General features: G+C 62.7%; 21 protein-coding genes. 15 read left to right on the forward strand and 6 right to left on the reverse strand.

Annotated elements, in window-relative coordinates; translation table 11 throughout:
- Positions 1 to 121 precede the first annotated feature (121 nt).
- The 3 genes from H7A86_RS10735 (at position 122) to H7A86_RS10745 (ending at position 2,153) form a co-directional block, all read left to right on the forward strand.
- Positions 122 to 397 carry a hypothetical protein gene (locus H7A86_RS10735; RefSeq protein WP_197944221.1) on the forward strand — a complete coding sequence of 92 codons (276 nt, stop codon included), beginning with the start codon at positions 122 to 124 and terminating at the stop codon, positions 395 to 397.
- 50 nt (positions 398 to 447) lie between these two features.
- A complete protein-coding gene (locus H7A86_RS10740; RefSeq protein ID WP_197944269.1) occupies positions 448 to 1,602 on the forward strand; it encodes an MFS transporter in 1,155 nt (384 codons plus the stop codon).
- A gap of 242 nt (positions 1,603 to 1,844) precedes the next feature.
- Positions 1,845 to 2,153 (forward strand): hypothetical protein, encoded by a 309-nt coding sequence (locus tag H7A86_RS10745; protein ID WP_119128871.1) that lies wholly within the window; start codon positions 1,845 to 1,847, stop codon positions 2,151 to 2,153.
- Positions 2,154 to 2,261: 108 nt separating this feature from the next.
- Here H7A86_RS10745 and H7A86_RS10750 read toward each other — a convergent pair whose 3' ends face one another.
- Together H7A86_RS10750 and H7A86_RS10755 are read right to left on the reverse strand one after the other, a co-directional pair.
- Positions 2,262 to 2,738: a GNAT family N-acetyltransferase gene (locus H7A86_RS10750; RefSeq protein ID WP_119132097.1), complete on the reverse strand. Its 477-nt coding sequence runs from the start codon at positions 2,736 to 2,738 to the stop codon at positions 2,262 to 2,264.
- Positions 2,739 to 3,165: 427 nt separating this feature from the next.
- On the reverse strand, positions 3,166 to 4,035 hold the full coding sequence (locus H7A86_RS10755; RefSeq protein WP_119131959.1) for an NmrA/HSCARG family protein: 870 nt from the start codon (positions 4,033 to 4,035) through the stop codon (positions 3,166 to 3,168).
- Positions 4,036 to 4,178: 143 nt separating this feature from the next.
- Here H7A86_RS10755 and H7A86_RS10760 point away from each other — a divergent pair, with 143 nt between their 5' ends.
- Positions 4,179 to 5,054, forward strand: coding sequence for a LysR family transcriptional regulator (locus tag H7A86_RS10760; protein ID WP_119131958.1), 876 nt, complete (start codon positions 4,179 to 4,181; stop codon positions 5,052 to 5,054).
- Positions 5,055 to 5,097: 43 nt separating this feature from the next.
- Here H7A86_RS10760 and H7A86_RS10765 read toward each other — a convergent pair whose 3' ends face one another.
- Positions 5,098 to 6,012: a universal stress protein gene (locus H7A86_RS10765; RefSeq protein WP_119131957.1), complete on the reverse strand. Its 915-nt coding sequence runs from the start codon at positions 6,010 to 6,012 to the stop codon at positions 5,098 to 5,100.
- Positions 6,013 to 6,026: 14 nt separating this feature from the next.
- Positions 6,027 to 6,935, reverse strand: coding sequence for a bestrophin family protein (locus H7A86_RS10770; RefSeq protein ID WP_104582611.1), 909 nt, complete (start codon positions 6,933 to 6,935; stop codon positions 6,027 to 6,029).
- A 217-nt stretch (positions 6,936 to 7,152) separates the two neighbouring features.
- On the opposite strand from H7A86_RS10770, the gene H7A86_RS10775 reads away from it, so the two are divergent.
- From H7A86_RS10775 to H7A86_RS10800, 6 genes are all read left to right on the forward strand, one after another.
- Positions 7,153 to 8,592, forward strand: a complete 1,440-nt coding sequence (locus H7A86_RS10775) for an ATP-binding protein (RefSeq protein ID WP_054592704.1) — start codon at positions 7,153 to 7,155, stop codon at positions 8,590 to 8,592.
- Positions 8,585 to 9,229, forward strand: coding sequence for a LuxR C-terminal-related transcriptional regulator (locus H7A86_RS10780; protein WP_104582609.1), 645 nt, complete (start codon positions 8,585 to 8,587; stop codon positions 9,227 to 9,229). Before H7A86_RS10775 ends, H7A86_RS10780 begins: the two co-directional genes overlap by 8 nt.
- Positions 9,230 to 9,512: 283 nt before the next feature.
- Positions 9,513 to 10,871, forward strand: coding sequence for an alpha/beta hydrolase (locus tag H7A86_RS10785; RefSeq protein ID WP_119131956.1), 1,359 nt, complete (start codon positions 9,513 to 9,515; stop codon positions 10,869 to 10,871).
- On the forward strand, positions 10,868 to 12,388 hold the full coding sequence (locus H7A86_RS10790; protein WP_119131955.1) for a GMC family oxidoreductase: 1,521 nt from the start codon (positions 10,868 to 10,870) through the stop codon (positions 12,386 to 12,388). Before H7A86_RS10785 ends, H7A86_RS10790 begins: the two co-directional genes overlap by 4 nt.
- A gap of 43 nt (positions 12,389 to 12,431) precedes the next feature.
- Positions 12,432 to 13,235 carry an SDR family NAD(P)-dependent oxidoreductase gene (locus H7A86_RS10795; RefSeq protein ID WP_119131954.1) on the forward strand — a complete coding sequence of 268 codons (804 nt, stop codon included), beginning with the start codon at positions 12,432 to 12,434 and terminating at the stop codon, positions 13,233 to 13,235.
- A 485-nt stretch (positions 13,236 to 13,720) separates the two neighbouring features.
- Positions 13,721 to 15,250, forward strand: a complete 1,530-nt coding sequence (locus H7A86_RS10800; protein ID WP_147421341.1) for a hypothetical protein — start codon at positions 13,721 to 13,723, stop codon at positions 15,248 to 15,250.
- On the opposite strand, the gene H7A86_RS10805 is transcribed toward H7A86_RS10800, so the two are convergent.
- On the reverse strand, positions 15,198 to 16,253 hold the full coding sequence (locus tag H7A86_RS10805; RefSeq protein WP_147421340.1) for a hypothetical protein: 1,056 nt from the start codon (positions 16,251 to 16,253) through the stop codon (positions 15,198 to 15,200). The genes H7A86_RS10800 and H7A86_RS10805 overlap by 53 nt on opposite strands.
- Positions 16,254 to 16,583: 330 nt before the next feature.
- On the opposite strand from H7A86_RS10805, the gene H7A86_RS10810 reads away from it, so the two are divergent.
- Genes H7A86_RS10810 through H7A86_RS10825 form a run of 4 tightly spaced genes read left to right on the forward strand, consistent with a single transcriptional unit; the run spans position 16,584 to position 21,443 of the window.
- A complete protein-coding gene (locus H7A86_RS10810) occupies positions 16,584 to 17,219 on the forward strand; it encodes a hypothetical protein (RefSeq protein WP_119131952.1) in 636 nt (211 codons plus the stop codon).
- A complete protein-coding gene (locus H7A86_RS10815; RefSeq protein ID WP_147421339.1) occupies positions 17,212 to 19,197 on the forward strand; it encodes a hypothetical protein in 1,986 nt (661 codons plus the stop codon). Before H7A86_RS10810 ends, H7A86_RS10815 begins: the two co-directional genes overlap by 8 nt.
- Complete coding sequence (locus tag H7A86_RS10820; protein ID WP_119131950.1) at positions 19,187 to 20,107, forward strand: ATP-binding protein; 921 nt, start codon at positions 19,187 to 19,189, stop codon at positions 20,105 to 20,107. The genes H7A86_RS10815 and H7A86_RS10820 overlap by 11 nt, the downstream gene beginning before the upstream one ends.
- Positions 20,097 to 21,443 (forward strand): hypothetical protein, encoded by a 1,347-nt coding sequence (locus H7A86_RS10825; protein WP_147421338.1) that lies wholly within the window; start codon positions 20,097 to 20,099, stop codon positions 21,441 to 21,443. Before H7A86_RS10820 ends, H7A86_RS10825 begins: the two co-directional genes overlap by 11 nt.
- Positions 21,444 to 21,878: 435 nt before the next feature.
- Here the strand turns inward: H7A86_RS10825 and H7A86_RS10830 are convergent, their stop codons facing one another.
- Positions 21,879 to 22,643: a hypothetical protein gene (locus tag H7A86_RS10830; RefSeq protein WP_232099062.1), complete on the reverse strand. Its 765-nt coding sequence runs from the start codon at positions 22,641 to 22,643 to the stop codon at positions 21,879 to 21,881.
- Between the two features lie 138 nt (positions 22,644 to 22,781).
- Here H7A86_RS10830 and H7A86_RS10835 point away from each other — a divergent pair, with 138 nt between their 5' ends.
- Positions 22,782 to 23,129, forward strand: coding sequence for a helix-turn-helix domain-containing protein (locus H7A86_RS10835; protein ID WP_119131948.1), 348 nt, complete (start codon positions 22,782 to 22,784; stop codon positions 23,127 to 23,129).
- Positions 23,130 to 23,138: the final 9 nt, after the last annotated feature.

Raw genomic sequence — 23,138 nt, forward strand, 5'->3', positions numbered from 1 at the left:
CCTCATGACCACTCCCCCCATCTCCACGGTATCCGGACCTCGGCGCTGCCGTGTCATCCATTCGCATCGAAGCTGTCGTGCAACAGGCACTGGACGCTCAGCGCCTGGTCGGAGCGGTGAGATGGCACGCGATCAGACAGATGGCGCTGCACTGCCGGATCTACCAGGCGTTGGCTTTGGACTGGGCTTCTCGGTCTTGCGTGACCCTGTGCTTGCCGCGTCGCCCGAGTCCGCAGGTAGCTGGCGGTGTGAAGGAGCATTTGGTCATTCCTGGTGCGTGGACCGGGCGGCAGGATTGAGCGTGGTCGCCTTCACCAATCTCTACGAAGGCATGTCGGGCCGCTTCGTCACCGATCTGAGTGATGCGGTATATGCGGCAGTGGGAGCAGGGCAGTGAGGTCGTCTCGCAACGACCGCCTGCCGCTGGCATCGCTGCTGGCACTGGCCATGGCGGCGTTCATCACCATCCTCACCGAAGCGCTACCCGCAGGCTTGCTGCCGCAGATGGCAAACGGCTTGCAGGTCTCCGAAGCCTGGGTGGGGCAGACCGTGACGATCTATGCGATCGGCTCGTTGATGGCGGCGATTCCCTTGACCATCGCCACGCAGGGGATTGCTCGCCGTTCGCTGCTGTTGGCTGCCATCGCCGGCTTCGCCATCGCCAATACGGTCACGACCGTGTCCACCATCTATGCACTGACGATGCTGGCGCGCTTTCTGGCCGGCGTCTCGGCCGGGCTGCTGTGGGCGCTGCTGGCGGGCTATGCCGCGCGCCTGGTGCCTGCCCATCAGAAAGGCCGTGCCATTGCGGTGGCGATGGTCGGCACGCCATTGGCACTGTCGCTGGGCGTGCCGGCTGGCGCGTTTCTCGGCACCTTGGTGAGCTGGCGTGTCTGCTTCGGCATCATGAGTGTGCTGGCCTTGCTATTGATGGTCTGGGTGCGCCTGCAGCTGGCGGATTTTGCAGGGCAGGCCAGGGACAGGCAGCAACGGCTCGGGAACGTGCTGATGCTGCCCGGCATTCGGTCGGTGCTGCTGGTGGTGCTGGCCTTCGTGCTGGCGCACAACATCCTCTACACCTATATCGCTGCGTTTCTGGCGCAGGCCGGCATGGCCGAGCGCATCGACCTGGTGCTGCTGGTGTTCGGCGGCGCGTCCGTAGTCGGCATCTGGATCGTGGGCGTTCTGATCGACCGCCATCTGCGCGTGCTGACGCTGATCAGCATCGGGCTGTTCGGCGCTGCGGCATTGGCGTTGGGCCTGGCTGGCGACATGCCGGCCACCGTCTACGCGGCAGTCGGGGCGTGGGGCCTTGCCTTCGGCGGCAGCGCGACCCTGTTTCAGACGGCGCTGGCCACCTCGGCGGGCGCCGATGCCGATGTCGCCCAGTCGATGCTGGTCACCGCCTGGAATACCGCCATCGCCGGCGGCGGTCTGGTCGGCGGCGTCCTGCTCGACCAGTTCGGCGTACGCGCGTTTTCGCCCGTGCTGTTGGTGCTGCTTGGCGCCACGCTGGCGGTGGCATGGGCCGCCAGGCGGCAGGGCTTTGCCGCGCCGCACGCCCGTGCATCGGTGCGGCCTGCGGTCGGCAGGCAAGCCTGAGCAAGCGGCCGCGTGGATGGTGCTGATGTGGTTGAGGTGGTTGAAGCGGCCACAGGCTCCTGACCCGTAGCGGCGCACGGCAGGCTTCCACGCGATGGCGCTGCGGCCGCTGAACCGCTACCGGGCCACCGGGCCAATGCTGGAATGCAGGCGCCGACACCACGCGGGCCGCTCCGGGTGTCGGCTCGCGCGCCATCACCGACTCACTCCGCCACGACGCCCCAAGGCTGATCATGCTCGCCATGAACAGCAGTACTCAGATCACCGCCCGAACGATCACGGTCACCCCGGCAGGCACAGCATCGGCTGGCAGCGAGGTCGTGGTGCAGTTGTCGGCCAGCCCGGACCCGCGCTGGCAGGCATGTTTCAATTTCGTCGTGCAAGGCCGCGATGGTTTCTTCCTGCAGGGCAGGCCGGTATTCGACAACGCGAGCTTTCACGGTGTCTTGCAGGCCGGGCGAGCCGAGGCCTTTCGCCAGGAGTTGCCGGATCTGCTGGTATCAACCGCTGCGCTCGCGCGTGCCCAGGTGAACAAGGACGCGGCGCGGTAACCGGGCTGGGTTGCCCGGAAGAACTACTTAAAAGCCGTACTCGCTGGATCAATTAGTGACCAGCCTGAAAAAGCGGCACGACGGCGAATCTACGTGTCTACACGCCGCTCAAGCTTCCCTGAGCGGTAAACAATCTGGTGGCGGTGCAGACCGGACGCCACTTGTAGACCTTGCACAGGACTGCAGGTCGAGTGTCATGTCCCACCGCTCCAGTCCGGGCGCATAGCCATCTACTGTCACCTGATGCACGACGAAGCCGAAGCGGGCATAGAACTGCTGGGTATGTTGACTCGTATCCAGTACCACGCGCCGAACGTGCGGCATCTGGCGCAATGCATCGAGTCGGGCCAGGAGTAACTGCGTTCCCACGCCGCGGCGGTGCAGGCTCGGATGGACCATGCCCCAGCACAAGCTCGCCGTGATGCCATCGGCATTGATCGCATAACCGGCGCAGCCAGCAATCTCGTTGCCACGCTCCAGCAGTTGGTAATGCCACGCCGCAGCGTGCTGGATCAGGAAGCCAGCGAAGTCGACGCGTTCCCCGGCACTGAAGAACGCCGGCACATTCGCGTCGAACAGGGCCATGCACACATCGAAGTCCTGGGAGTGGTACGGCCGAATCGTGTCCATGTGCGTAGTCTGCCCCAGACGCGCAGGCGATGTAGCGGCATGGCATCGCGTGCCGTCTGAACACAGCTCGCCAAGGAGCGACAGCCTCAGGTCCATCTGTCACCCTGGCCACGCGGCAGCAGGGCGAGGGCGCGGCGCACCTGCTTCCAGGCTGTCGCCAATGCCTTGATCGCAGCGACGCATGCGTTCGACACGGCAGCGGCTTCGGCGTGCTGCTGATCGCTGTGGAGCCAACCGGGCGGATCACGCGCATTGACGCGCAGTTCGAGTGCCCGGCGGCATCGGCCTGGATGAGACGGGCCACGGCTGCATGACCTGCAAACCAGGCCTCCTGCGGTGCGCAACAAGCCGGGACACCCCGCGCTTGTTGCGTCGCCTGGGCTCAGGCCCGGTCCGTCGCCTCGCGCACGAAGTCTGCATAGCTGCGCAGCGGTCGCTCCAGGATGGCCTGCAGTTGTTCCACCGTGCCATCGGCCGCCTGCATGCCGTGGATCTGGATGCCGGCCATCATCAGGCGCATGTCGTAGGCCAGCCACGATGGGCCATAGGCAGCCAGCTGCGCTTCGAAGGCGGCCACGTCATCGCCCGCGTAGGCGATCTCGCGGCCAAGCGCCGTACTCCAGACCTTCGCCGCGGACGCGCCCGTCACTGCATGTGGTCCGACCAGGTCGAGCGTGATGCGCGCAAGCGCGGCGGGTGCGCGGTCGCGTCGCAGCAATTCGACCAACGCGATGTCTGCGATATCGCGCGCATCGATCATGGCCACACCGGCCGCGCCGATCGGCATCGGGTAGATGCCGTACTGCTGGATCGTCTGCTGGATCACCGCTTCGTTCTGCATGAAATACGCAGGACGCAGAATCGTCGCAGGAATGTCGAGGCTTTCGATCATGCGCTCGACGGTGTGCTTGCCGGTGAAGTGCGGCACGTTGGTGAACTTGTCGGCATGGATGACCGACAGGTACACGATGCGTTCGATCCCTGCGTCCTTTGCCAGGTTCAGGGCGATCAATGCCTGCGTCACTTCGTCGGGAGTGACTGCATTCAACAGGAACAGCGTGCGCACCGACGACAATGCGGCACGCATCGACGCGACGTCGGTGAGATCTGCGATCACTTCGGTGACACCTGTCGGAAAGGCGCGCTTGCCAGGCTGGCGAACCAAGGCCCTGACCTCTGCGCCTGCGTCGGCAAGGCCCTGGGTCACGAGTGAACCGATGGTGCCGGTGGCACCGGTAACGAGAATGCTCATGTGAATCTCCTGCTGTGGATGGAAGGGTGCATCAGCGCGACATCTGCGCAACGACTGGCGTTGCGGTGACGAGACGATAGGCCGTTGCATCGCCAATACGAAGACGCCAGGATGTAGATGCCCGGTTTCAAAAATGGAACACCATGGATCTCAATGCGTTGATCGATTTCGCGCTGGTCGCAGCCAACCAGGGCCTGGGAAAGGCCAGCCGTGCCAGTGGCAGATCCAAGGCGACCTTGTCGCGCCGCATCGCCGAGCTGGAGGAGCAACTGGGCGTGCGGCTGGTCGAGCGCAGCGCACGTGGCCTCATGCTCACCGAGGCCGGGCAGCTGCTGATGGACCGCACCGAAGTGCCGTTGAGCGAGGTGGCCGAGGCCATGGCAGCCGCACGCGAAGGGCTCTCGACCCCGCGCGGGAGCTTGCGGGTGGCATCGCCGGTGCTGTTCTCGCAACTGGCGATGGGACGCATTGGCGCGGAGTTCTGTGCGGCCTATCCGGAGATCACGCTCGAGGTGGTGGCAGAGGACCGCACGGTCGATCTGGTGGAGGAGCAGTTCGATGTGGCCATCCGGATCAATCCGAGCCCGGACAGCAGCTTGGTCGGGCGCTGCTTCGCCAGGGATCGGCTGGTGGTCGTGGCCGCACCCGGCATCGCCATGCCCACCGGCGGCGCGGTTACGCCGATTCCCGCCGTGGTGATGTCCAGCTTCCAGCCGACCACATGGACGCTCGATGACGGGCATCTGGTCCTTGAACCCGTGCCAAGGCTGCGGTTTTCCTCGTTCCTGATGGTCCGCGACGCAGCGATGGCCGGCGGCGGCGTGGCGCTCATTCCACAGTCGATCGCATGGAACCAGCTCGCGCGTGGCGAACTGCTGCAATGGGGCACCATCGCCGGCGTGGAGCCGGCGCTGTGGGTGTTGCACACGTCCAGGCGCCTGGCTGCCCCGAAGGTGCGCGCCTTCGTGGACTTCATGTGCGACAGGTATCCGGATGCGTCGCTTGTGTTGAAGGGGTAGGGCGCTGGACCTCGCTTGTGCTGGCCAGGCGCTCGCCCAGCCCTCACACGCGCAGCAGCCGCCTTGCCAGGCTACGGCCGGGCGCTGTGCCTGCCTGGTCGGCATTGCTGCCCAGGATGGGGCGACGCAGATGCGGCGGCGGCAGGCAGATCAGCACGCACGGCGTTTTCGCCAGTGCGGACTGCAGCGAGGAGCGCCAGACGCCGCGGCGGACGACGGCGTCGTGTTCGACCACCAGCACATCGGCGCAGGCGCGTTTGAGCAGGCCGGCGATCTCGCGCCGCGGGTTGCCGACGGCCACGTGGATGCGCACGCGCAGGTCCTCGTCGGGCAGTTGCTGGACCAGGTCGCCGAGCCAGCTGGCGGCCGCGTCTTCGCCCAATGGCTTGTCGTGGAACAGGCTGTCCACCAGCAGGCCTTCGCTGATCTCCGGCACCACGTGCAGCAGGTGCAGGTCGGCGCCGCGGCGGCGTGCCAGGGCGGCGGCATCGCCCAGCGATTCCAGGCTGGTTTCGCGGCCGGTGATCCAGCAGGCCACATGGCCGCCGACCGCCCCGTCGCGCGGGATCGCATCGGCATACGGCAGGGTCAACATGGGCGTGGCCACGCGCTGCAGCACGCGCGCGCGCAGCGAGACGTGCAGCGGGCGCGGCAGGCCGGTGCGTTCGGATGGCGGCATGATCAGCAGCGCATCCTCGCGGCTGCGGCAGAACGAGACGATGCCGGCGGCGGCAGGGCCACCGGCGAGTGCGCGCTCGCAGCCCGGGTAGTTGGAGGCCTCGGCAAAGAAGGAATCCAGCGACTGCTGGGCCTGCGCGCGCTTGCCCTTGGCGTGCACGTGCAGGATGGTCAGGCGCGCGCGCAGGCGGTCCACCAGTTGCGCCACGGTCGGGATGGCGGCATGGCAGGTCTCGGAAAAATTGGTGGCGAAGATCAGCTGGGTGGGGGTGGTCTGCATGGCGGGCTCCGTGGTCAGTAGATGAAACCGTCGATGGCGCGCACCTCGCGCAGTGGCACGCGCTGGCCCAGCATCTCGCGCAGGGTCAGTTCGATGCCGCGCGACAAGGCGGTCATCGGGGTGTCGTGCACGGTGTTCTCGAACGGGTCTTCGATGGCGCTGCTGGCGCTGTCGATGGCGATCAGGGTGAAGCTGATCAGCACCGAGGCGATCGGCATGGCCAGGCCCATGCCGGCGATCAGGCCCAGCGGCACCAGCCAGCAATACATGTTCACCAGCGTGCGCGGCAGCGAGGAGAACTGCCGTGGCAGCGGGGTGTTCTTGATGCGTTCGCAGGCGCCCTGGATATTGGCCAGCGTGGTGAGGTTGGCGTCCAGCGACGACCAGCGCAGGCTGTCGAGCATGCCCCAGTCGCGCGCCTGCTGCAGTTGCTGGCCCAGCCGCAGGGTCAGCGCGTTGGGGATGTTGGCGTAGCCGCGCAGCTCGTCGGCGCGTGCCTGGCCGAGCAGCCCGGCCAGCTCGGGAAACGGATTCTGTCGGCGCAAATGGCAGCGCAGGGCGTGCACGAAGGCGACCTGGTGCACCACGATGTCGTCGCGCAGCGTGGCCTGGCGCGGGTCGGCAGCATCCACATCCAGCGCGGTCAGGGCCTGGCGTGCGATGGCGCGCGAGGTGTTCACCAGCGTGCCCCAGAGCTGGCGCGCTTCCCACCAGCGGCCATAGGCCGCATTGGCGCGGAACGCCAGGAAGATGGTGAGCGCCGAGCCAAGCTGGGCCAGCGGCAGGGCTTCGATCGACAGCCACTGCCAGCCGAAGAAGGTGTAGAGCACGGCCACCGCGCAGTCGAACGCCAGCAGTACCAGCAGGCGCTTGTAGGTCTTGGGCCAGATGCGTCGCAACGGAAACGTATCGCGGGTGATCATGGGAAGGGCAACATGGACGTGGGGTAGGGCCATTACACCCAGCCTCCACGGTCGTGTCTGCCATCCTTGCGCCAGCGTTGGACAGTGCACGCACCGTCCGAACGATGCGGGCGGGCTATCTTTCGATAGGGTGAAATCCGCAGGCCTGGCCACGATGCTGTGGCATCAACCACAGCGAGAGAGGAGCGGCATTGCAGCGCAGGTGCATGGGGTGGCAATGGACAGACTGAGACTGCCATTCAAGTGGCGCGGACAGGTGGTCAAGCTCAATCGCGGCCCGACGCTATGGGCGTCGCTGGCGATGCTGGCCTCGCTGGTGTGGGCGGAGTGGTACTCGCACCTGGGCGTATCGCTGGGGCTGCTGTACATCCTGCCGGTGGTGCTGGCGGCCACGGTGCTATCGCGGCGCGACATCGTCATTGCGGCGATTGCCTGCGCGGTGCTGCGCGGCCTGTTCGTCACCGACGAAACCCCGGTCGAACAGGCACTGCGCTTTTTCATGGCGACGGTTGCCTATGCCGGCTGCGGGCTGCTCGTGGCCGAAATCAGCCGCACCCGCCGGGTGATCCTGGCCCATTACGTGCAGCTGCGTGCCGAACAGCGGCTGCGCCGGCGGCTGGAGCGGCAATTGCGGCTGCTTGCCGAGAGCAGCCCGGCGGCGTTGCTGACCGTGGCCGGCGACGGCCGCATCGTGGCGGCCAACCGCGCCGCGCACGAGATCCTGGACATGGCCGAGGAGGGCGGGCTGGAAGGCCGCGCGGTGCGCGAGTTCCTGCCGCTGCTGGACGATGCGCTGAGCATGAGCGCCAACCTGGATGGCATGCGCACCTCCGCCAGCACCTGGGGCTGCCGCAGCGACGGCACCCGCTTCCCGGCCACCACCTGGTTCTCGGTCTACGAAGACAGCGCCGAGCGTCACCTGGCCGCGATCCTAGTCGACACCAGCGAGGAAGTGCGGGCGCGCGAATCGGCGCACTTCGACGATGTGCTGAAGAACAATCGCCTGCTGGCCGGCGCGGTGTCGCACGAGATCCGCAACCTGTGTTCGGCGGCGGGCGTGGTCACCTCCAACCTGGCGCGGCATCCGGCCATTGGCGCTGATCCGGATCTGGCCGCGTTGCGCAGCCTGGTGGCGGCACTGATGGAGCTGGCGTCCTTCAACCTGCGTCGGCAGCTGCCCGACGACGCGCATGAAACGCGGCTGCAGACGCTGTGCAGCGAGCTGGATGTGATCATCCGTTCGGACTGGGAGGATGTCGAGGGCCAACTGGTGATCCAGATCGCGGCCGACTTCCCCTCGGTGCACGGCGACCGCCACGCGCTGTTGCAGGTGTTGCTCAATCTGGCGCGCAATTCGCTGCGCGCGGTGCAGGCGCTGCCACCGCAACGCCGCCAGTTGATCGTCAGTGCGCGCCTGGAGCAGGAGCGCGCGGTGCTGAGCGTGCGCGACACCGGGCCCGGCATCGCCGAGCCGGGCCGCCTGTTCCAGCCGTTCCGCAGCGACAGCGATGGCTCCGGGCTGGGGCTGTACATCTCGCGTGCGCTGATGGCCAACCAGGGCGGTCTGCTGCGTTACGCGCCCGGCGGCGAAGGCGCCTGTTTCGAGCTGCATCTGCCGCTGGCGCATGCACCGTATGCGGAGGCGCTGGATGGATGAGTCGCGGCGCGAACCGGTGCGCCTCTACCTGCTGGACGACCACACGCTGTTCCGCGAGGGCCTGCTGCGCCTGCTCGGTGCCGACGCCCGCTTCGAGGTGGTGGGGCAGTCCGGCACCTTGGCGCAGGCCATCGTCCAGATCGCGTCGCTGACGCCGGACGTGGTCATCCTCGACTACGACATGGGCGAGTACAACGCGCTGGACTACATGCGGCGCCAGGCCGAGCAGGCGCGCCGCCCGGCCACGCTGGTCGTCACCGCCGGCCTGCCCGAGCGCGACGCACTTGCCTTGATCCGGCTCGGCGTGTCCGGCATCTGCCGCAAGGATGTCTCCACCGACGAACTGATCGACAGCATCCATGCGGTGGCGATGGGCCGGGTGCTGATCGACCAGCGCTACCTGCAGTCGCTGGTTGCCCAGGGCACCCAGGAAAGCCGGCCCAGCTTCACCGACCGTGAGCGCGAAGTGCTGCGTGGCTTGTTGCGTGGGCAGTCCAACAAGTTGATCGCACGCCAATTGGGCAGTTCGGAGAGCGCCATCAAGGCGACGTTCCAGCAGCTGTTCAACAAGCTCGACGTGCGCTCGCGCAGCCAGTTGGTGATGGTGATCCTGCAGGATTATCGCGACCTGGTGTGAGGCGTCGTGTCGCTTTGAGCAATGCCGCGCGAGCGATGCAGATGCAGATGCTTAGCGATTGACGCCAATGCAGTCGCAGTGGCACGGGAACGTATTGGCCCGTGCAACAGGGCAGCAGATGTGACGCAGGGCTACCACCCGGCAAGCACGCCAACCAGAATGCGACGGGTGGTGTTGACCGCCAGCCGCAGGGCCTGGAACCATCACACCGTGTCGGACTCATCTGCACGAGGCGTGGACGAAGCGCCGGTCATCATGCGCGCCTGATGGATTGAGGTGTTACATGGCGAAGCCGACGCTGTTCTTCCTGCATGCCCTCGGGTCCAGCAGCAACGAGTGGTCTGGGGTCATCCAGCAACTGGAGGCGCGTTTCGACTGTGTGGCACTGGATATTCCCGGTTTCGGGGACGCGCCGCCGCTGACGCATCTCGACACCGCCGCACTGGTTGCATGGTTCGTCGACGAGGTGATTCGGCGACAACCGACGTGCTGGCTCGTGATCGGACACAGCATGGGCGGAAAGATCGCCAGCCTGGCAGCAGCGCAGGCACGCGAGGGGGTGGCGGGGCTTGCCGGCCTGGCCGGGGTGATCCTGGTCGCCGCATCGCCGCCGGCGCCCGAGCCGATGGACGAGTCGCGCCGAAACACGATGCTGGCCTGGTTCGAGAAGGGCCACCCCTCGCGGCAGGAAGCGGAGCAATTCATCGACGACAACTGTGCGGCGACGTTGCCAGCGCCGGTCAGGACTGCCGCTGTCGAGGATGTGCTGCGAACCAACGCCAACGCGTGGATCGCCTGGCTCGCGCACGCAAGTCGTGAGGATTGCAGCGCACAGGCCGGCTGCATGCACGTGCCTGCGTTGATCATCGCCGGCAGTGACGACGGCGACCTCGGCGAAGCGGCGCAAACAGCATTGAACGCGCCGCACTATCACGATGCGCGCATCGCCGTGGTGGCCGATGCCGCGCACCTGATCCCGTACGAACAACCGCAAAATCTCGCGCAGCTGATCGCAGCGCACGCGGATCGCTGCGTGGACAGGCGCCTGCCCGAGGACTTCATCACGCTGCTCAACGCAGACAGGGTTTCCCCACGCATGCGCAAGCTGCTGCTTAGTCGGCATGCGGGCCCGCCCGCCAGTGCGCAGGGCGTGCTGAGCCAGCATCAGCTAAAGCTCCTCGGCGAAGTGGTCGCGCGTGTCCTGGATGGGGCCGGCGATGCGCGCGCGATTGCACGGCGCATCGATGTCCAGCTTGCCGAAGGCGCCGGCGATGGTTGGCGCCATGCGGCGTTGCCACCGGACCGGCTTGCGGTGCCGCTGGGGCTCGACGCGCTCGACGCGCTGAGCAATGGCTTCGCTGGGTTACCTGCCGAGATCCAGGACCGCTGGCTGCGCGCGGTATCGCTCGCGACGGCCGGTGATCCCTCGGCACACGGGCTGGATGCAGCGCAGCTGGCGCACTGGTTCGAGGACATCCGCGCCGAAGCCGCGCGGACCTGGGTCAGTCTTCCCGCCACGATGGCGGCAATGGGATACGACGGCTTCGCGGTTGGCGGCGCTGGTATCGACAGCCCGGGCTATCAGCAGACCGCAGCCGACCGGCAGGAAGCCTGGCAGCTTCCTGCCAAGGGTCTTCGATGAGTCCCGACGCTTCGGTCGATGCCGTGGTGGTGGGGAGCGGGGCAGGGGGCGGCCCATTGGCTGCACGGCTCGCGCAACGAGGTCTTTCGGTGGTGGTGCTGGAGGCGGGTGCGGCCTTCAGCCCTGCGTCCCATCTGCCCGATGAGCTGACGACCGGCATCTACTGGATGGAAGAGCGCCTGAGCGGCGGGCAGACGCCCACCGCATTTGGTGCCAACAATTCCGGGTCGGGCCTGGGCGGTTCGACCCTGCATTGGGGCGCCTTCTGCCCGCGTCCGGACAAGCGCGACCTGAGCCTGGCAACGCAGACCGGGCAGCGCGGCATGGACTGGCCAATCGCGCATGAAGAGCTGCTGTCCTACATCCGCCGCGTCGAGGAGTTCATCGGCGTGTCCGGGCCGGCGCACTATCCCTGGGATACGGAGCGCAAATACGCGTATCCGCCGGCGCAGCGCAATGCGTCGGCCGGCGCGATGGCACGCGGTTGCCGCACGCTGGGCATCACAGCTACCGATGCGCCTGCCGCATTGGTGACCAGGGCGCACGAGCAGCCGCACCACGGCAGGCGCGCGGCCTGCAACAACTGCGGCGCATGCCATCAGGGTTGCAGCAACGGCGCCAAGGTGAGTGTTGATACCACCTGGCTGCCACTGGCGCGCGCGCACGGCGCGCAATTGCGACCCGATTGCCGGGTCATTGATATCGAGCGCGACGCCCGTGGCATGGTCAGCGCGGTGGTCTACCAACAGGACGGGCGCGAACTGCGCCAGCGGTGCGCGAGCCTGTTCCTGTGCGCAGGCGGCGTGGAGACACCGCGCCTGCTGCTCAACCTGGGCCTGGCCAACTCCAGCGGCCAGGTGGGGCGCAATTTCATGGCGCATGTCGCCACCCAGGTGTGGGGGGAGTTCGATGCCGACATGCGCATGAACCGTGGCTACCCCTCGTCGCTGATCACCGAGGACATGCTGCGCCCGGCCAATGCCGATTTCGTCGGCGGCTATCTGGTGCAGAGCCTGGGCGTGCAGCCGATCACCCTGGCCAACACGCTGGCGCGTGGCGCGGGCCTGTGGGGGAGGGAACTCGTATCGACCATGGCACGCTACAACCGCCTGGCCGGCATCGGCATCAATGGCGAATGCCTGCCGCAGGAGGGCAACCGGCTGAGCCTGTCCGACGAGCACGATGCCTTCGGCCAGCGCAAGGCGCGTGTCGACTTCAGCTACGGGCCCAACGAACGCGCACTCGATGCGCACGCCCGCGCATCGCTGCACGCAATCTGGGAGGCGGCAGGTGCCCAACGCATCTTCGCCGCCGCCCGCTCCGCGCACACGTTGGGCACCTGCCGGATGGGCACGGATCCGGAGCAGGCGGTAGTGAACCCGGACGGCCGCGCTTTCGATATCGCCAACCTCTACATCTGCGACAACTCGATTTTTCCAAGCGCACTGGCAGCCAATCCCGCGCTGACGCAGATGGCACTTGGCCTGCGCACGGCGGAGCGCTTTCTCGCCCGCTAGTGACGCGCATACCACCACCAATCCCTACCACCAGGAGTTCAGCATGGATCTCGGAATCAACAATCGGATCGCCCTCATCAGTGGCGGCGACTCGGGAATGGGCAAGGAAACCGCGCGGCAGCTGCTCGAAGCCGGCGTGCGCGTGGCAATCACCGATCTGCCGGACGGCACGCTCGACCAGGCCGTGGCGGAGCTGTCGGGCCTGGGGCAGATCATCGCCATTGAGGGCGACGTCACCCGCGAGCAGGACGTCACCGCCATCTGGACGCAGGTGCGCGAACAACTGGGTGACCCCGACATCTACATCAACGCAGCGGGCGTGACCGGCGCAACCGGCGATTTCCTGGAGGTCAGCGATGCGGGCTGGCTCGAAACGCTGGACATCAACCTGATGGGCGCGGTGCGCATGTGTCGCCAGGCCATTCCCGCGATGCGCCGCAAGCAATGGGGTCGGATCGTGCTGTTCGCATCGGAAGACGCCGTGCAGCCCTACGTGGACGAACTGGCCTATTGCGCATCGAAGGCAGGCATCCTGAGCCTGGCCAAGGGCCTGTCCAAGGCCTATGGCCCGGACAATGTTCTAGTCAATACGGTGTCGCCCGCATTCATCGCCACCCCGATGACCGACAAGATGATGCAAAAGCGCGCAAGCGAAAACGGAACCACGTTCGAGCAGGCGATCGAATCGTTTTTGGACGAAGAGCGTCCCGGCATGGTGCTGAAGCGACGCGGCCGCGCAGAGGAAGTGGCCTCGGCGGTTGCCTTCCTGTGCTCCGAGCGCGCCAGCTTCATCAACGGCGCCGGGATCCGGGTGGATTCGGGGTCTGTCTTCACCATCGCGGGTTGAGCGATTGCCGAGGCGCCTTCCTTTGCTGGATATTGCAAAGGGAGGCGCAAAAGCGGCATCCGATGCGCCTGTATCAGATCAAGAGAGTGTGCCCATCAGGCCCAGCAGTCACGCCTGCCATATTGCATATCACTAACCGCATAGAATTCTGTCATTGAATTGGTGCAGGTTGCTGCTGATAGAGCTCTGAAAACGAGGCGATTTGTCAGAGGCCTATCGACATTGGGGCATTTTCTGGCTGCCAGTGGGCTACTCAGTAACCGGGCTTGGCAAAGCTGTGACCGCGCCCCCATCTCCTCACGCCTTAGAAAACAATCACTTATTGATTTCCGAGAGTTTGGTTTGGATCCAAAATCGCTGTAACAACGATACAGGTAAAGCTGTGACTATTCTGAGGTGAACGTCAAAGCTGTGACTTTTCCGATCCCCTGAATTTCTAGGTAAATCGATCAACAATTTTTCCAAGTCATGCTTGGAGAAGGGCCTTGAGCGATGAAAAATTTGAGCAGTACATACCCTGGGTGCGCAGCGCCTTGCTCCCGGGTGAGTCAACATATGCATTTCTCAACAAATTGGGCTGGTTCGCAGCAAAGGGCCCACTTCAGTTGATCCGTGACCTTCAGGGCAGCGAGAAAAATCAGAAAACCCGTAAACCAGACCGAATCGACTATGCCCATGTAGTGTGTGAATGGCGCAGCGAGGCGCACGAGTATTGGTGGCCACTTCAGCAAGGGCGGCTAGGCGAGTACTTCATTGAGGCGAATTTCTTGACTCTGAAGGACTACTCAGATTGGGCATGGGAAAACAAGCGCCTTCGCTTCTGCGCAGAATGCGTCGCGCTTGGAATGCACTTCACAGTCGGCCAGCTGAATTTTATTGAGTTCTGTCCTTACCACGAACGACGACTGATCTCGGACTGCCCGATCTGCGGGAGGTGGATGAAGTACAGCACATCCTTGCCCCGTCCAGCATTTAGCTGCAGTGTCTGCAGCCGCTCCCTTTTGGCCGCCGATATGACCGATATATGCGCGAATCGGCGCATCCGGTGGCGGATTTCACGAACTTATCAAGAGCTTTTTGTGGCAATGAAAGCTTGCGCGCCGATTCACTCCATGATGACGGGATCGTTTTTCAGGCAAGGGCGGCTCCCGGGCATCAAGGAAGCTACAACAGCGATGTTAGAGCCCGATAGACAATTTTCCGAGACGCTCCCTCTTGTACCGAGCTTTGCCGCTATCAAAGTCGCTCTTAATGAGCGGGGAAAACCCTCCATCCATAGTGTTACGAAAACCACCCGTGCCGCAGAAACTTACTCGATCGAGAAGGAAGGTCGTACCGTCATCCATCAAAGTGCCCAGTTGCGTGCGGGTGCCTGGCTGCTTCGACGGTATTCCGATCACGTTACGTGTATTGCCACTTCTCGGGAGATGTTCAGAACAAAATTGCAGGCGCAGCTTCTTGCTCGGACCTTACATAAGCTTTGTTGCATTGGAAACGGGTTTGTGGCATGGGAAATGTGCCGCATTGACCGCGCACAAGAGAAGCTCCGCTACGAACTCTGGGACGCGTGGGGCCTTAGGAGCACCGCCGAGCGATCCTTCGGATCCTACGTCCTTGAAAAGGCAAGTCTTACAAGTTCCATTGTGACCTTCTTGAGAAGCGATCCGGATGAGCTATTAGAGTGGCTAGCACATAAGTTGCCCACGAGCTTTCGGAGTTGGGAAGCGTCCAGGACAAATGGGGAAACACCGGCGATACTTTGGCAGAACATCAGTGACGTCGATTTTTCCGAAGTCTGTGAAGTTTCACGCCTTACCGAGGAGGCGAAATGGCAGTTGATTTCGGCTCACTGCACGGAAAGTGATGACGCATTGCAAGAGCCGGGACTAGCTAAGATGCGTGCGAAGCATGCGGCTAAGAATCTGGAGCGTGAATACGGGTCGCGCGGGCGTGCGGCGATCTCTATGCCGATTGTGCACGCGAGGATAAACGAGGCGAACGGGTGTTCCTACTAGTCCGTGCATCGCCGGACAACCTTTCATATGCGACGTGGTTAGTGCCTGCTGTGATCAAAAGCGACTGGTTGTATTCGAGGGAGATATCCCCGTGCGTTTTGAGCAATTCCAATCGCAGCGCAATGAGCGCCGCTTCGATGCTCGCATGGGCGGGTGTATATGAGGTCAAGCCCTCAGTTGTCACCTCCAGGGCGCCATCCCGGTAGCGCTCAGGCAAGGGATGATCGATTCGTTCGTACCATGCTTCACCGGCCGCATGTAGGCAAGCGCAGGCATCGAGCATGTCCTGGTTCTTCCTCACCAGGAAAGGCAGTACCCAAAGGTCTCCTAGTGCCCGAGGGAGCTTTGAAGGCGCGGATCGCTCACCCCATACCGAGACATTGGCCACGACGTCTTGCAAGTAAGGTCGAAGCTGTTCGCCCAGTCGATGGCCGTCTTCGAAGGCGCGTTCGTGCATTGAGGCGGAGAATGCGGTAACCGCGTTGTCAGCTAATTCCCTTGCCGCTTGTGTCCCCCGGTGCCTGCGCCAGGTGACCTCATGCAGAAAGGCGATGACAAAGAGCAGTGTGCTGGGGGTAGCCGCTTTAATCAGCGCGCTGGTGCATCGGTGCTCAAGATCGGCGTATAGCGCCGGATCCAGGTGCTTCACGGCGGCCATGACGCGCCCAGGTACGAGCAGAAGACCTCGCGAGTTGGTGTAGACCAGCAACTGCTCGCGTGAGTCCAATAATGAGGGTGGATCAAGCTGCATGTAGCGGTTGAAATCGCGCAGCAACCAAGCACGTGACGCAGGCACACGTTCACATACCCGTTCGAGCAGGTTGAACTTCTTAGTCTTGTCCTTGATCTCTTTCCAATAGGCGCCGTCTGGGTTCTTGCCCGCGTTGTGGATCTCTTCGAAGACCCGAGGTGTCAGCCCCTCATAGATCGCTCCGGTGAAGCCTTCGCAGGGCAGAAGCAGGGTTCGATTCAACCATTCGACGTCGCATTCCAGCGACTTCAACAGGTATCGGGCCCATACCCATGCGCCTATCTGACGAAAACCGCTAGCACAGTCCAGCACCATGATCGGGGCTCTTCGGGCGAGGATTGAAAATCAAACCACGGCAGGAGATTGGATCTGACAACCTTCCATGCAGGTAGTCTGTACGCCAGCACTACTGGAATTAAAAACTAGTTCACAAAAAAGAGCCCGCCACGCCAATGGTCGGACTCTTGAGGCCAGGTCGTTTGGAGGACCTGTTGATGCCGACGAGACTATACACCCCTTCCCGCTACGCGGGTCAAGGTCGCACCCGCTTGCCTGCCATCGCTCGTCTGCGCGGGCAACCCAATGGGTAAGACCCCGGCGCAAAAAAAGCGCAACCAGTACCTGGCCTCCGTGCGTGCCAGAGGAGCCAGCGGCCACAACCTGTGGTTTGTCAGACCCCCGCAGGACACGCAGGCGCTCCCGCTGACGCTGAGTTCGGACATCGAATTGGAGGCCTTCTTCTACCTGGAAGGTTCACCGGATGTGGCGTTCGTCGACTATTCCCCCCTGCGCCACGGGCGAGCGAACCCGCACCCGGGGCGGCGGCACTTCGCTACCGTGACCACGCTGGAGGGTACCGAGCTCGACGTCGACCTGGCCCTTGAGGCCAACAAGGCATCGGTGGCGGGCCGGCGATTGGTCAGCCTGGCGGTGCTCAACGCAGCCAAGGTACGCGTCCAGAGCTGGCGGGCGATCGTTCCCACGATCAACCGGTGCCGACCGCGTTCCTTGGGCCCGCTGATCATTCGCTGCCGGCATCTGCTGGAAGAGCATGGCGACTTAGCTGTTCGGGATCTGTGCCAGCAGCTAACCACCGAAAGTACCGCGCTGATCACAGGCGCAGTGGCCACGCTGCTGCGCTCGCGCGAAATTGAAAGCGATGTAGATACCCACCTGTGGGGTCCTGGTACCGTGCTGCGGACACCTCGTCATGGGTAGCCGCCTGACTCTGAAGACGACGCCTCCCGAGCGTTTGGTTCTCGCCAGCTGGGCCATGCCATCACTAGAAGGCCTGGATGCGGCAGAGACGAAGCGGTTCTACTCGCTCAAGGAGGCCATTACCGACTACGTGCACGGCGCACGGATCACGCAACTGTTGCAGGCCAAATCGATCTGGAGAGAGGTGTTCTATCGAGCCTACGACAAATGTGTCGCGCTTGACGGGCGAGGCATGCCGATCGGCTGGGTAGGGCTGCTGCCCTATTTGGAGATCCAGCCGCGGCAGCGACGGAAGCCCTTGCCGAAGCATCAAAGCAAAGGGCTAGCGGGGGCGCTTGCGCAGTTCCTACGCCAGAACAGCGACATTGCCGCAGCATTGGAGTCGTACTTGCTGCTCAACGCCAAACGAAAGCCCGGTGGAGAGGCGGGCGTGCGACACAAGTCCGTCCACATGGAATTCTTGCGTCTATGCGAAGCCAAGGATCCCGACATGCAGTCCTGGCCTTTTACCTCGCGTCGGCGTGGAGCGGGGGCCGTGCGGGAGTTCACCAAGGCCTTTCTGATCCAGCACTACGACGCGATCGTAGTTACCCAGTATGGGTACAAGGCCGCGACCAAAGCCAAGACCGGCAATGGCCATGGCTCTCGCCTCGTGGCCTGTATGCCAATGGATATCGTCGAGATGGACGAGCATGCCATGGGTTGCATCGGCACCGTCAGGATCGAGACGACTGAGGGTTTCCGGTTTCTGGATGCAGGCCGAATGACGCTCTTGCTGCTGGTTGATCGCCACAAGGGCTGGATCATGGCCTTCAAGGTGATCTTCCGTGAGGCGGCCAACGCCGGCGATGCAATGGACGTGCTTCACGCGGGCGTACTCGGTGAACCGGACTGGGCCCACCGCAAGGACGGTCAGCTGGCCACGCGCCCTTTGGCCGACCTGGACGACCGCTTCGGCTGGTGTGGATTCAACTGTCTGTTGCTGGACAATGCGCTCATCCATCTAGCTGACGAACTGGTCTCACGTGTGATGTCGCTGAGCGGATGCGCGGTGAACTTTGGCCCAATGAAGACTCCAGCCAGGCGCCAGTTAGTGGAGCGCATTTTCAACGAACTGGAACGCGCAGGCTTTAAACGGCTTCCTCAAACCACCGGCGCTGGACCGCAAGATCCTAGGCGGCAGAAGGCGGAAGAGGCTGCCCGCGCGTGCATCCTGTCAGAGCGCGAGATTGTGACCCTGGTGTCGAATCTGTTGCGCAACTTCAACGAGAAAATGGGCAAAGCCAACTTGGCGGCCAGCGCGGCCCAGCGCATGCACGCGCTCATTTGCGGACCCGAACGCGATCAGTACCAGTTTCCATTTCTACCTCCGCTGCGGGAAGGCGAGGCAGATCTATCCAAGTCGATCATCACTGTGCCAATTCGGGGCAACAAGGGCACTGGTCGTCGCCCTTACTTTTCTTTTCTGGAGGTCGACTACACGAACCAGGCCATGGCGAAGGATTGGACTCTGCTGGATGAGCAGGTCGAGCTACAACTGCATGTCGCGCGGACCAATATTCGATTCATTGAGGCTTTCTGCCGTCAGCGCCCCTTGGGTATCTGCCAGGCCGGTGGCCGCTGGCGTTGGAGCGATCACTCGATCGATCTGCGGCGTCAAATCAATCAACTCCTGCGCGAGGGCTACATCGAGAACGACAGGAACGACGATGTCGTGGCCGCGTTCTTGAAAAAGGTGGCGGACGAATATGTCAGGGCCAAGAGTAAATCCAAGCCGGCCAAGGCGGCCATGCGACATGTAGGCGATCACAACGCCCGTCGCGATGTGCCCGATGACGTCCCCAACACCGCCGATCAGATGAAGCAGGTCGGAGTCGCGGTGACGGACCTCCTGGATCGGGCCAGCGAATCAACAACGTCCAACTACATGCAGTGGGATGACATAGGTGCCTTCAACGGAGATCGTCATGACGATTGATGAGATTCTACGCTTGCGTAACCAGGTATGGGATGAGCATCCGCTAATCATTGAGCGAGCGGTGCTGCCAACGCTTGCTGCCAAGGACGTTCTGGCCCGTGTTTGGGCACTTGGCCGCAAGGGCAGGGGATCCATTGCCTTCTTCGCCCAGCCCCTGTCGGGCAAGAGTTCATGTGCCGAGTTGCTATTGGTGGAAATGAAGCGAAAAAAGCCTGGCTGCGGCGTGCTGATATTCGAAGTGGTCGAAGACACCAATCCGGCCGAAGGGCGCTTACTTTCGGAAATCCTCAACCAGATCGACTATGCGCCCAAGATCGCCAGAGATTTGGCCGGCAAGCGTACCCAAGTGCACCGCGCCTTGCTGGCCCTATCAGGGGAGTCCCGGCACCTTTTTCTGATCTTCGATGAAGCGCAGGAGCTGAGCTGTGACGAGTTTGCCTGGCTTAAGTCGGTCATCAATCGCCTAGTGCGAGACCGCGTGAAGGTCACGGTCGTCTTGTTCGGGCAGATCGAGCTCAAAGAGAAACGGCAACAGTTGAAGGCCGCACGCTCAGATCTGGAAAAGCGCTTCATGTCCACGTTGAACGAATTCAGGGGGATTCAGAACGCAGCAGAACTGGAACCGCTGCTGGCGGCAATTGACGCCGGTTCTGAGTTTCCTGTGGGTTCGGGCATGAGTTACCTGCAACTGCTACTGCCCAGGTTTTATGAGGGCGGGGGGCGGCTTGCCAGCAGTAGTGCGCTGTTCTGGCGCGAACTTAAACAGCAACGCTTGCCTGGCGTCGGAACCGTCGTGGCCATGTCCAGTGTTGCAGGGTTCTTGGCATCGTTCTTCATTCACCTTCGTGGTGCTGACAGTACGGAGCTGAAGATCACATCGGAACTGCTTCAGAAGATTGATGTCATCTGAGGCCTCGGCGCCGGTGAGTTTTGTCGCCCATCTTCCAGAGCACTGGGAGAACAATTCCCTTTTTGGAGCATACGCGGCGATCGGCCGATTCAACCTGTGCCGTGCATACGATATTGCCAAACTCATCGAGCGGCCCTTACGTATATTCCAGCCGTGTCGTCCGCCTTCGCCCACCCACCTGTTCGAATTCATGAACTGGGTAGCGCAACTGAAGGTGGCGAGCGACGAAATCACGCATCAGCTACTTCGTCGCGTGATCGCCAAGGCGCGGCAGGACCTCACTGAAGCCCCCTTGGAATGGTATCGAGCCACGGTGTTCTGGTGCCCGCAGTGCATGAAGCAGAGTCATCATAAGGCAATCCATCAGCATCGCTCACTCTGGTTTTGCCGTGAGCATCAAGTCCGCCTCGAACAGTTCTGCAACTACTGTGGCCAGCACATTGGCTATCGTGTCTTCTTTGATAGGGAGCCGCTGCAATGCGGCGGATGCGGAAGTCGTTTGGATGGCCTGGATGACGGCGCTACATCGCAGACCGCAGCACCTAAAGCCTCCTCGGTCGAGGATCAACTGACGTGCCAGATAGCTGAGCAGGTCCAGGTTGCCGGTCTGCCATGGTTATCCGGATCGCCTCGTCCGTTGGGTATTTCGCCCCAAGATGTGCGCATTCATGCGGCAGAGAGGATGCGCGCAGCAGCACCTTGCCCGCAAAGCCGGGTGCTTAGTCAGTACTTCCGCTTCATCCCGCCTAGGCAGGTAACCAAGACGCTTGTTAATAGCCACGCAGAAGCCATTTCTCGCATTGCCGCCCAGGCGCGCACCTTGGCGCGAAAGTCTGGCCATGCGTGCATGCAAGGCATAGGTGGTGGATCAGGCAAACATAAGCTTCAGTGCCCCTGCAGCATCGGCTTCTCCCTGTGGTGCTTGCGCAGCCAGCTCGAGCAAGCCAACACTGCGGCCTGGTCAGACAATGTCAACCTGTTAGCGTATGAAGGGTCGCATCTGGGCTTGTGTTTGTCGGTGAGCTGGCTAGCGCATGTGCAGGCACCGCTTATGGGGAAGACCTCCGCCAGCGAGATGTTGCTCGCGTTTTGGGATATTCCTTCAACGATACGATCACCCCGCACACGTAGCGAGCACACCTACGATACAAGTGCCTTTGTTTCCCACACCTTTCAATGGTCTGCCGTTCACTGCAGTCATGTCGGCAATCAGGTGATGAGCCTAGGGCAGAGCTTGTCGACTTCGGGCCGCCGATCACTGAGTCATGTCCAAAGCGATGTAATTGCAGATGCGCGCTGGATCATGGATCAGTTAGGTGTCTCCGCAAGGCGCTGATACTGCTTACGCGGTGTGACACATGGGCGCATGTGGCACATCTGCGCCGCTTAGTCCGAGGGCTCACCTGCTCGACGATGCAGCAGTCAAAGCCGAACGAGCAGGGGCAATGTCTAGGACAGTGCCATTTCCACTAGCCAAAAACTGGCCCAGGTGGGATTGCTGACAAGGTCGCGTTAACGACCTTCAAGGAGCTGCGCCAAGCGAGGGCAGAACTTGGCCAGTATGCCAAGTCGCACTGGCTGACATTGGGTGAAGCCTTGGTGGCAGCGTCTGGCCGCAGCAAGGAGCTCGGGGCGGACCGGTGCAAGAAAGGCGCGCCTGGCCAGTCCTGTCTGACAACCCATGCGGTTGACTATTAGACCCATGCCCGCATATCTGACCGAATCCTAAACGCGGGCAAGACGTACTGACGCGAGCGCAGATCCGTAGGTGCTATATCAGCTCAAGGGTGGGGGGCGACATCCAGTATCGATCGCCCAGTCGCGTGGCGACGGTGGAGAACGCAGATGTTAGCGCACAGTCTGGGAGCGAATGGGACGGGGAAAAGCAGAGCTTTCCTTCCAAGCTGCCCTGGGTGAGCCTGAGTCGCCGCGGCAGTTCACTGCTCAGCGTGAACTTCAAAATCTCAACGTTGCCTGGGTATTGTAGGGAGATGGATGCCATGCTGCGAACCGCTGCCCAGCACGCATAGCGCCAATGGCCAAGGCTGTATCGGGGCTCGTACGGCATGAGTAGCCGGGCCAGTTCAACAAGGAAAAAGTCGGGAAACTGGTGAATGCGCAACTGATGCCGAAGGTAAGCGGTCACCTCCAGCGGAACCAGCTCCTGCCAGACCCTTAACCACATCTCTGCATAAGGGGGCTCTTGAGCTTCACTTTGCAGGTAGTCCTTAAGCCGCGATCCCAGTTCTCCGAAGGGGACGTGTGGCCACGTGTAGGACCAGGCAATCTTGTCACCAGCGATCGCGTGGATATCCGGGCCGGTCTCCGACTCGATTCGGATGACTCCCAGCGCATCCAATACCGAAAGAACACTATGAGTCCCCTCCAGCGTGGGCGCCAAGCGTGTTCGCGCGTGAAGAGCTTGCACCAGAGCCAGAAGATAGAGGGCGCCACGACCGCCTAGATGACGGACGTCGCTGATGGTTGGGGCGTCAAGACGCCCAAGACCCTGAGGCTGCGGTTTTGAGTTGTTCATTTCTTTGATGAAGGGGCACTGAGCAGTCAATCCAGGGCCCGAGCTGCTTGCTGGCCGTTGCCATAGCATCTAAGAATATCTTAGTATCCAAGCGCCGGTCACTTCCGCCATCCTTAACCCTCTCTTGAGGGGGTAAAAGTGAACGGGCGGACGGCAGAACATCCGGTTTTTGCGCTGCGGCTAGCACAGGCGCGCGAACGAGCCGGGCTATCTCAGAAGCAGCTCGGCATCCTTGCCGGCTTGGATCCCGCCGTGGCCTCTCCACGTATCAACCAGTACGAACGCGGCAAGCACGAACCCCAGATCAAGACAGCCAAACAGTTGGCGGAGGTGCTTGGCATACCCGCGGCATTTCTCTACACCGAAGACGAACTGTTGGCCCAACTCCTTCTGCAGTGGAATGACCTATCCGTTCGCCAGAAGAAGGATCTGCTCAAAAGCCTTGAGAAAACTCCGGCGAAGAGGGAGCCGCGCAAAGGTCGATGACGCAACGGC

It is taken from the genome of Xanthomonas euroxanthea, from assembly GCF_903989455.1.
Lineage (GTDB): Bacteria > Pseudomonadota > Gammaproteobacteria > Xanthomonadales > Xanthomonadaceae > Xanthomonas > Xanthomonas euroxanthea.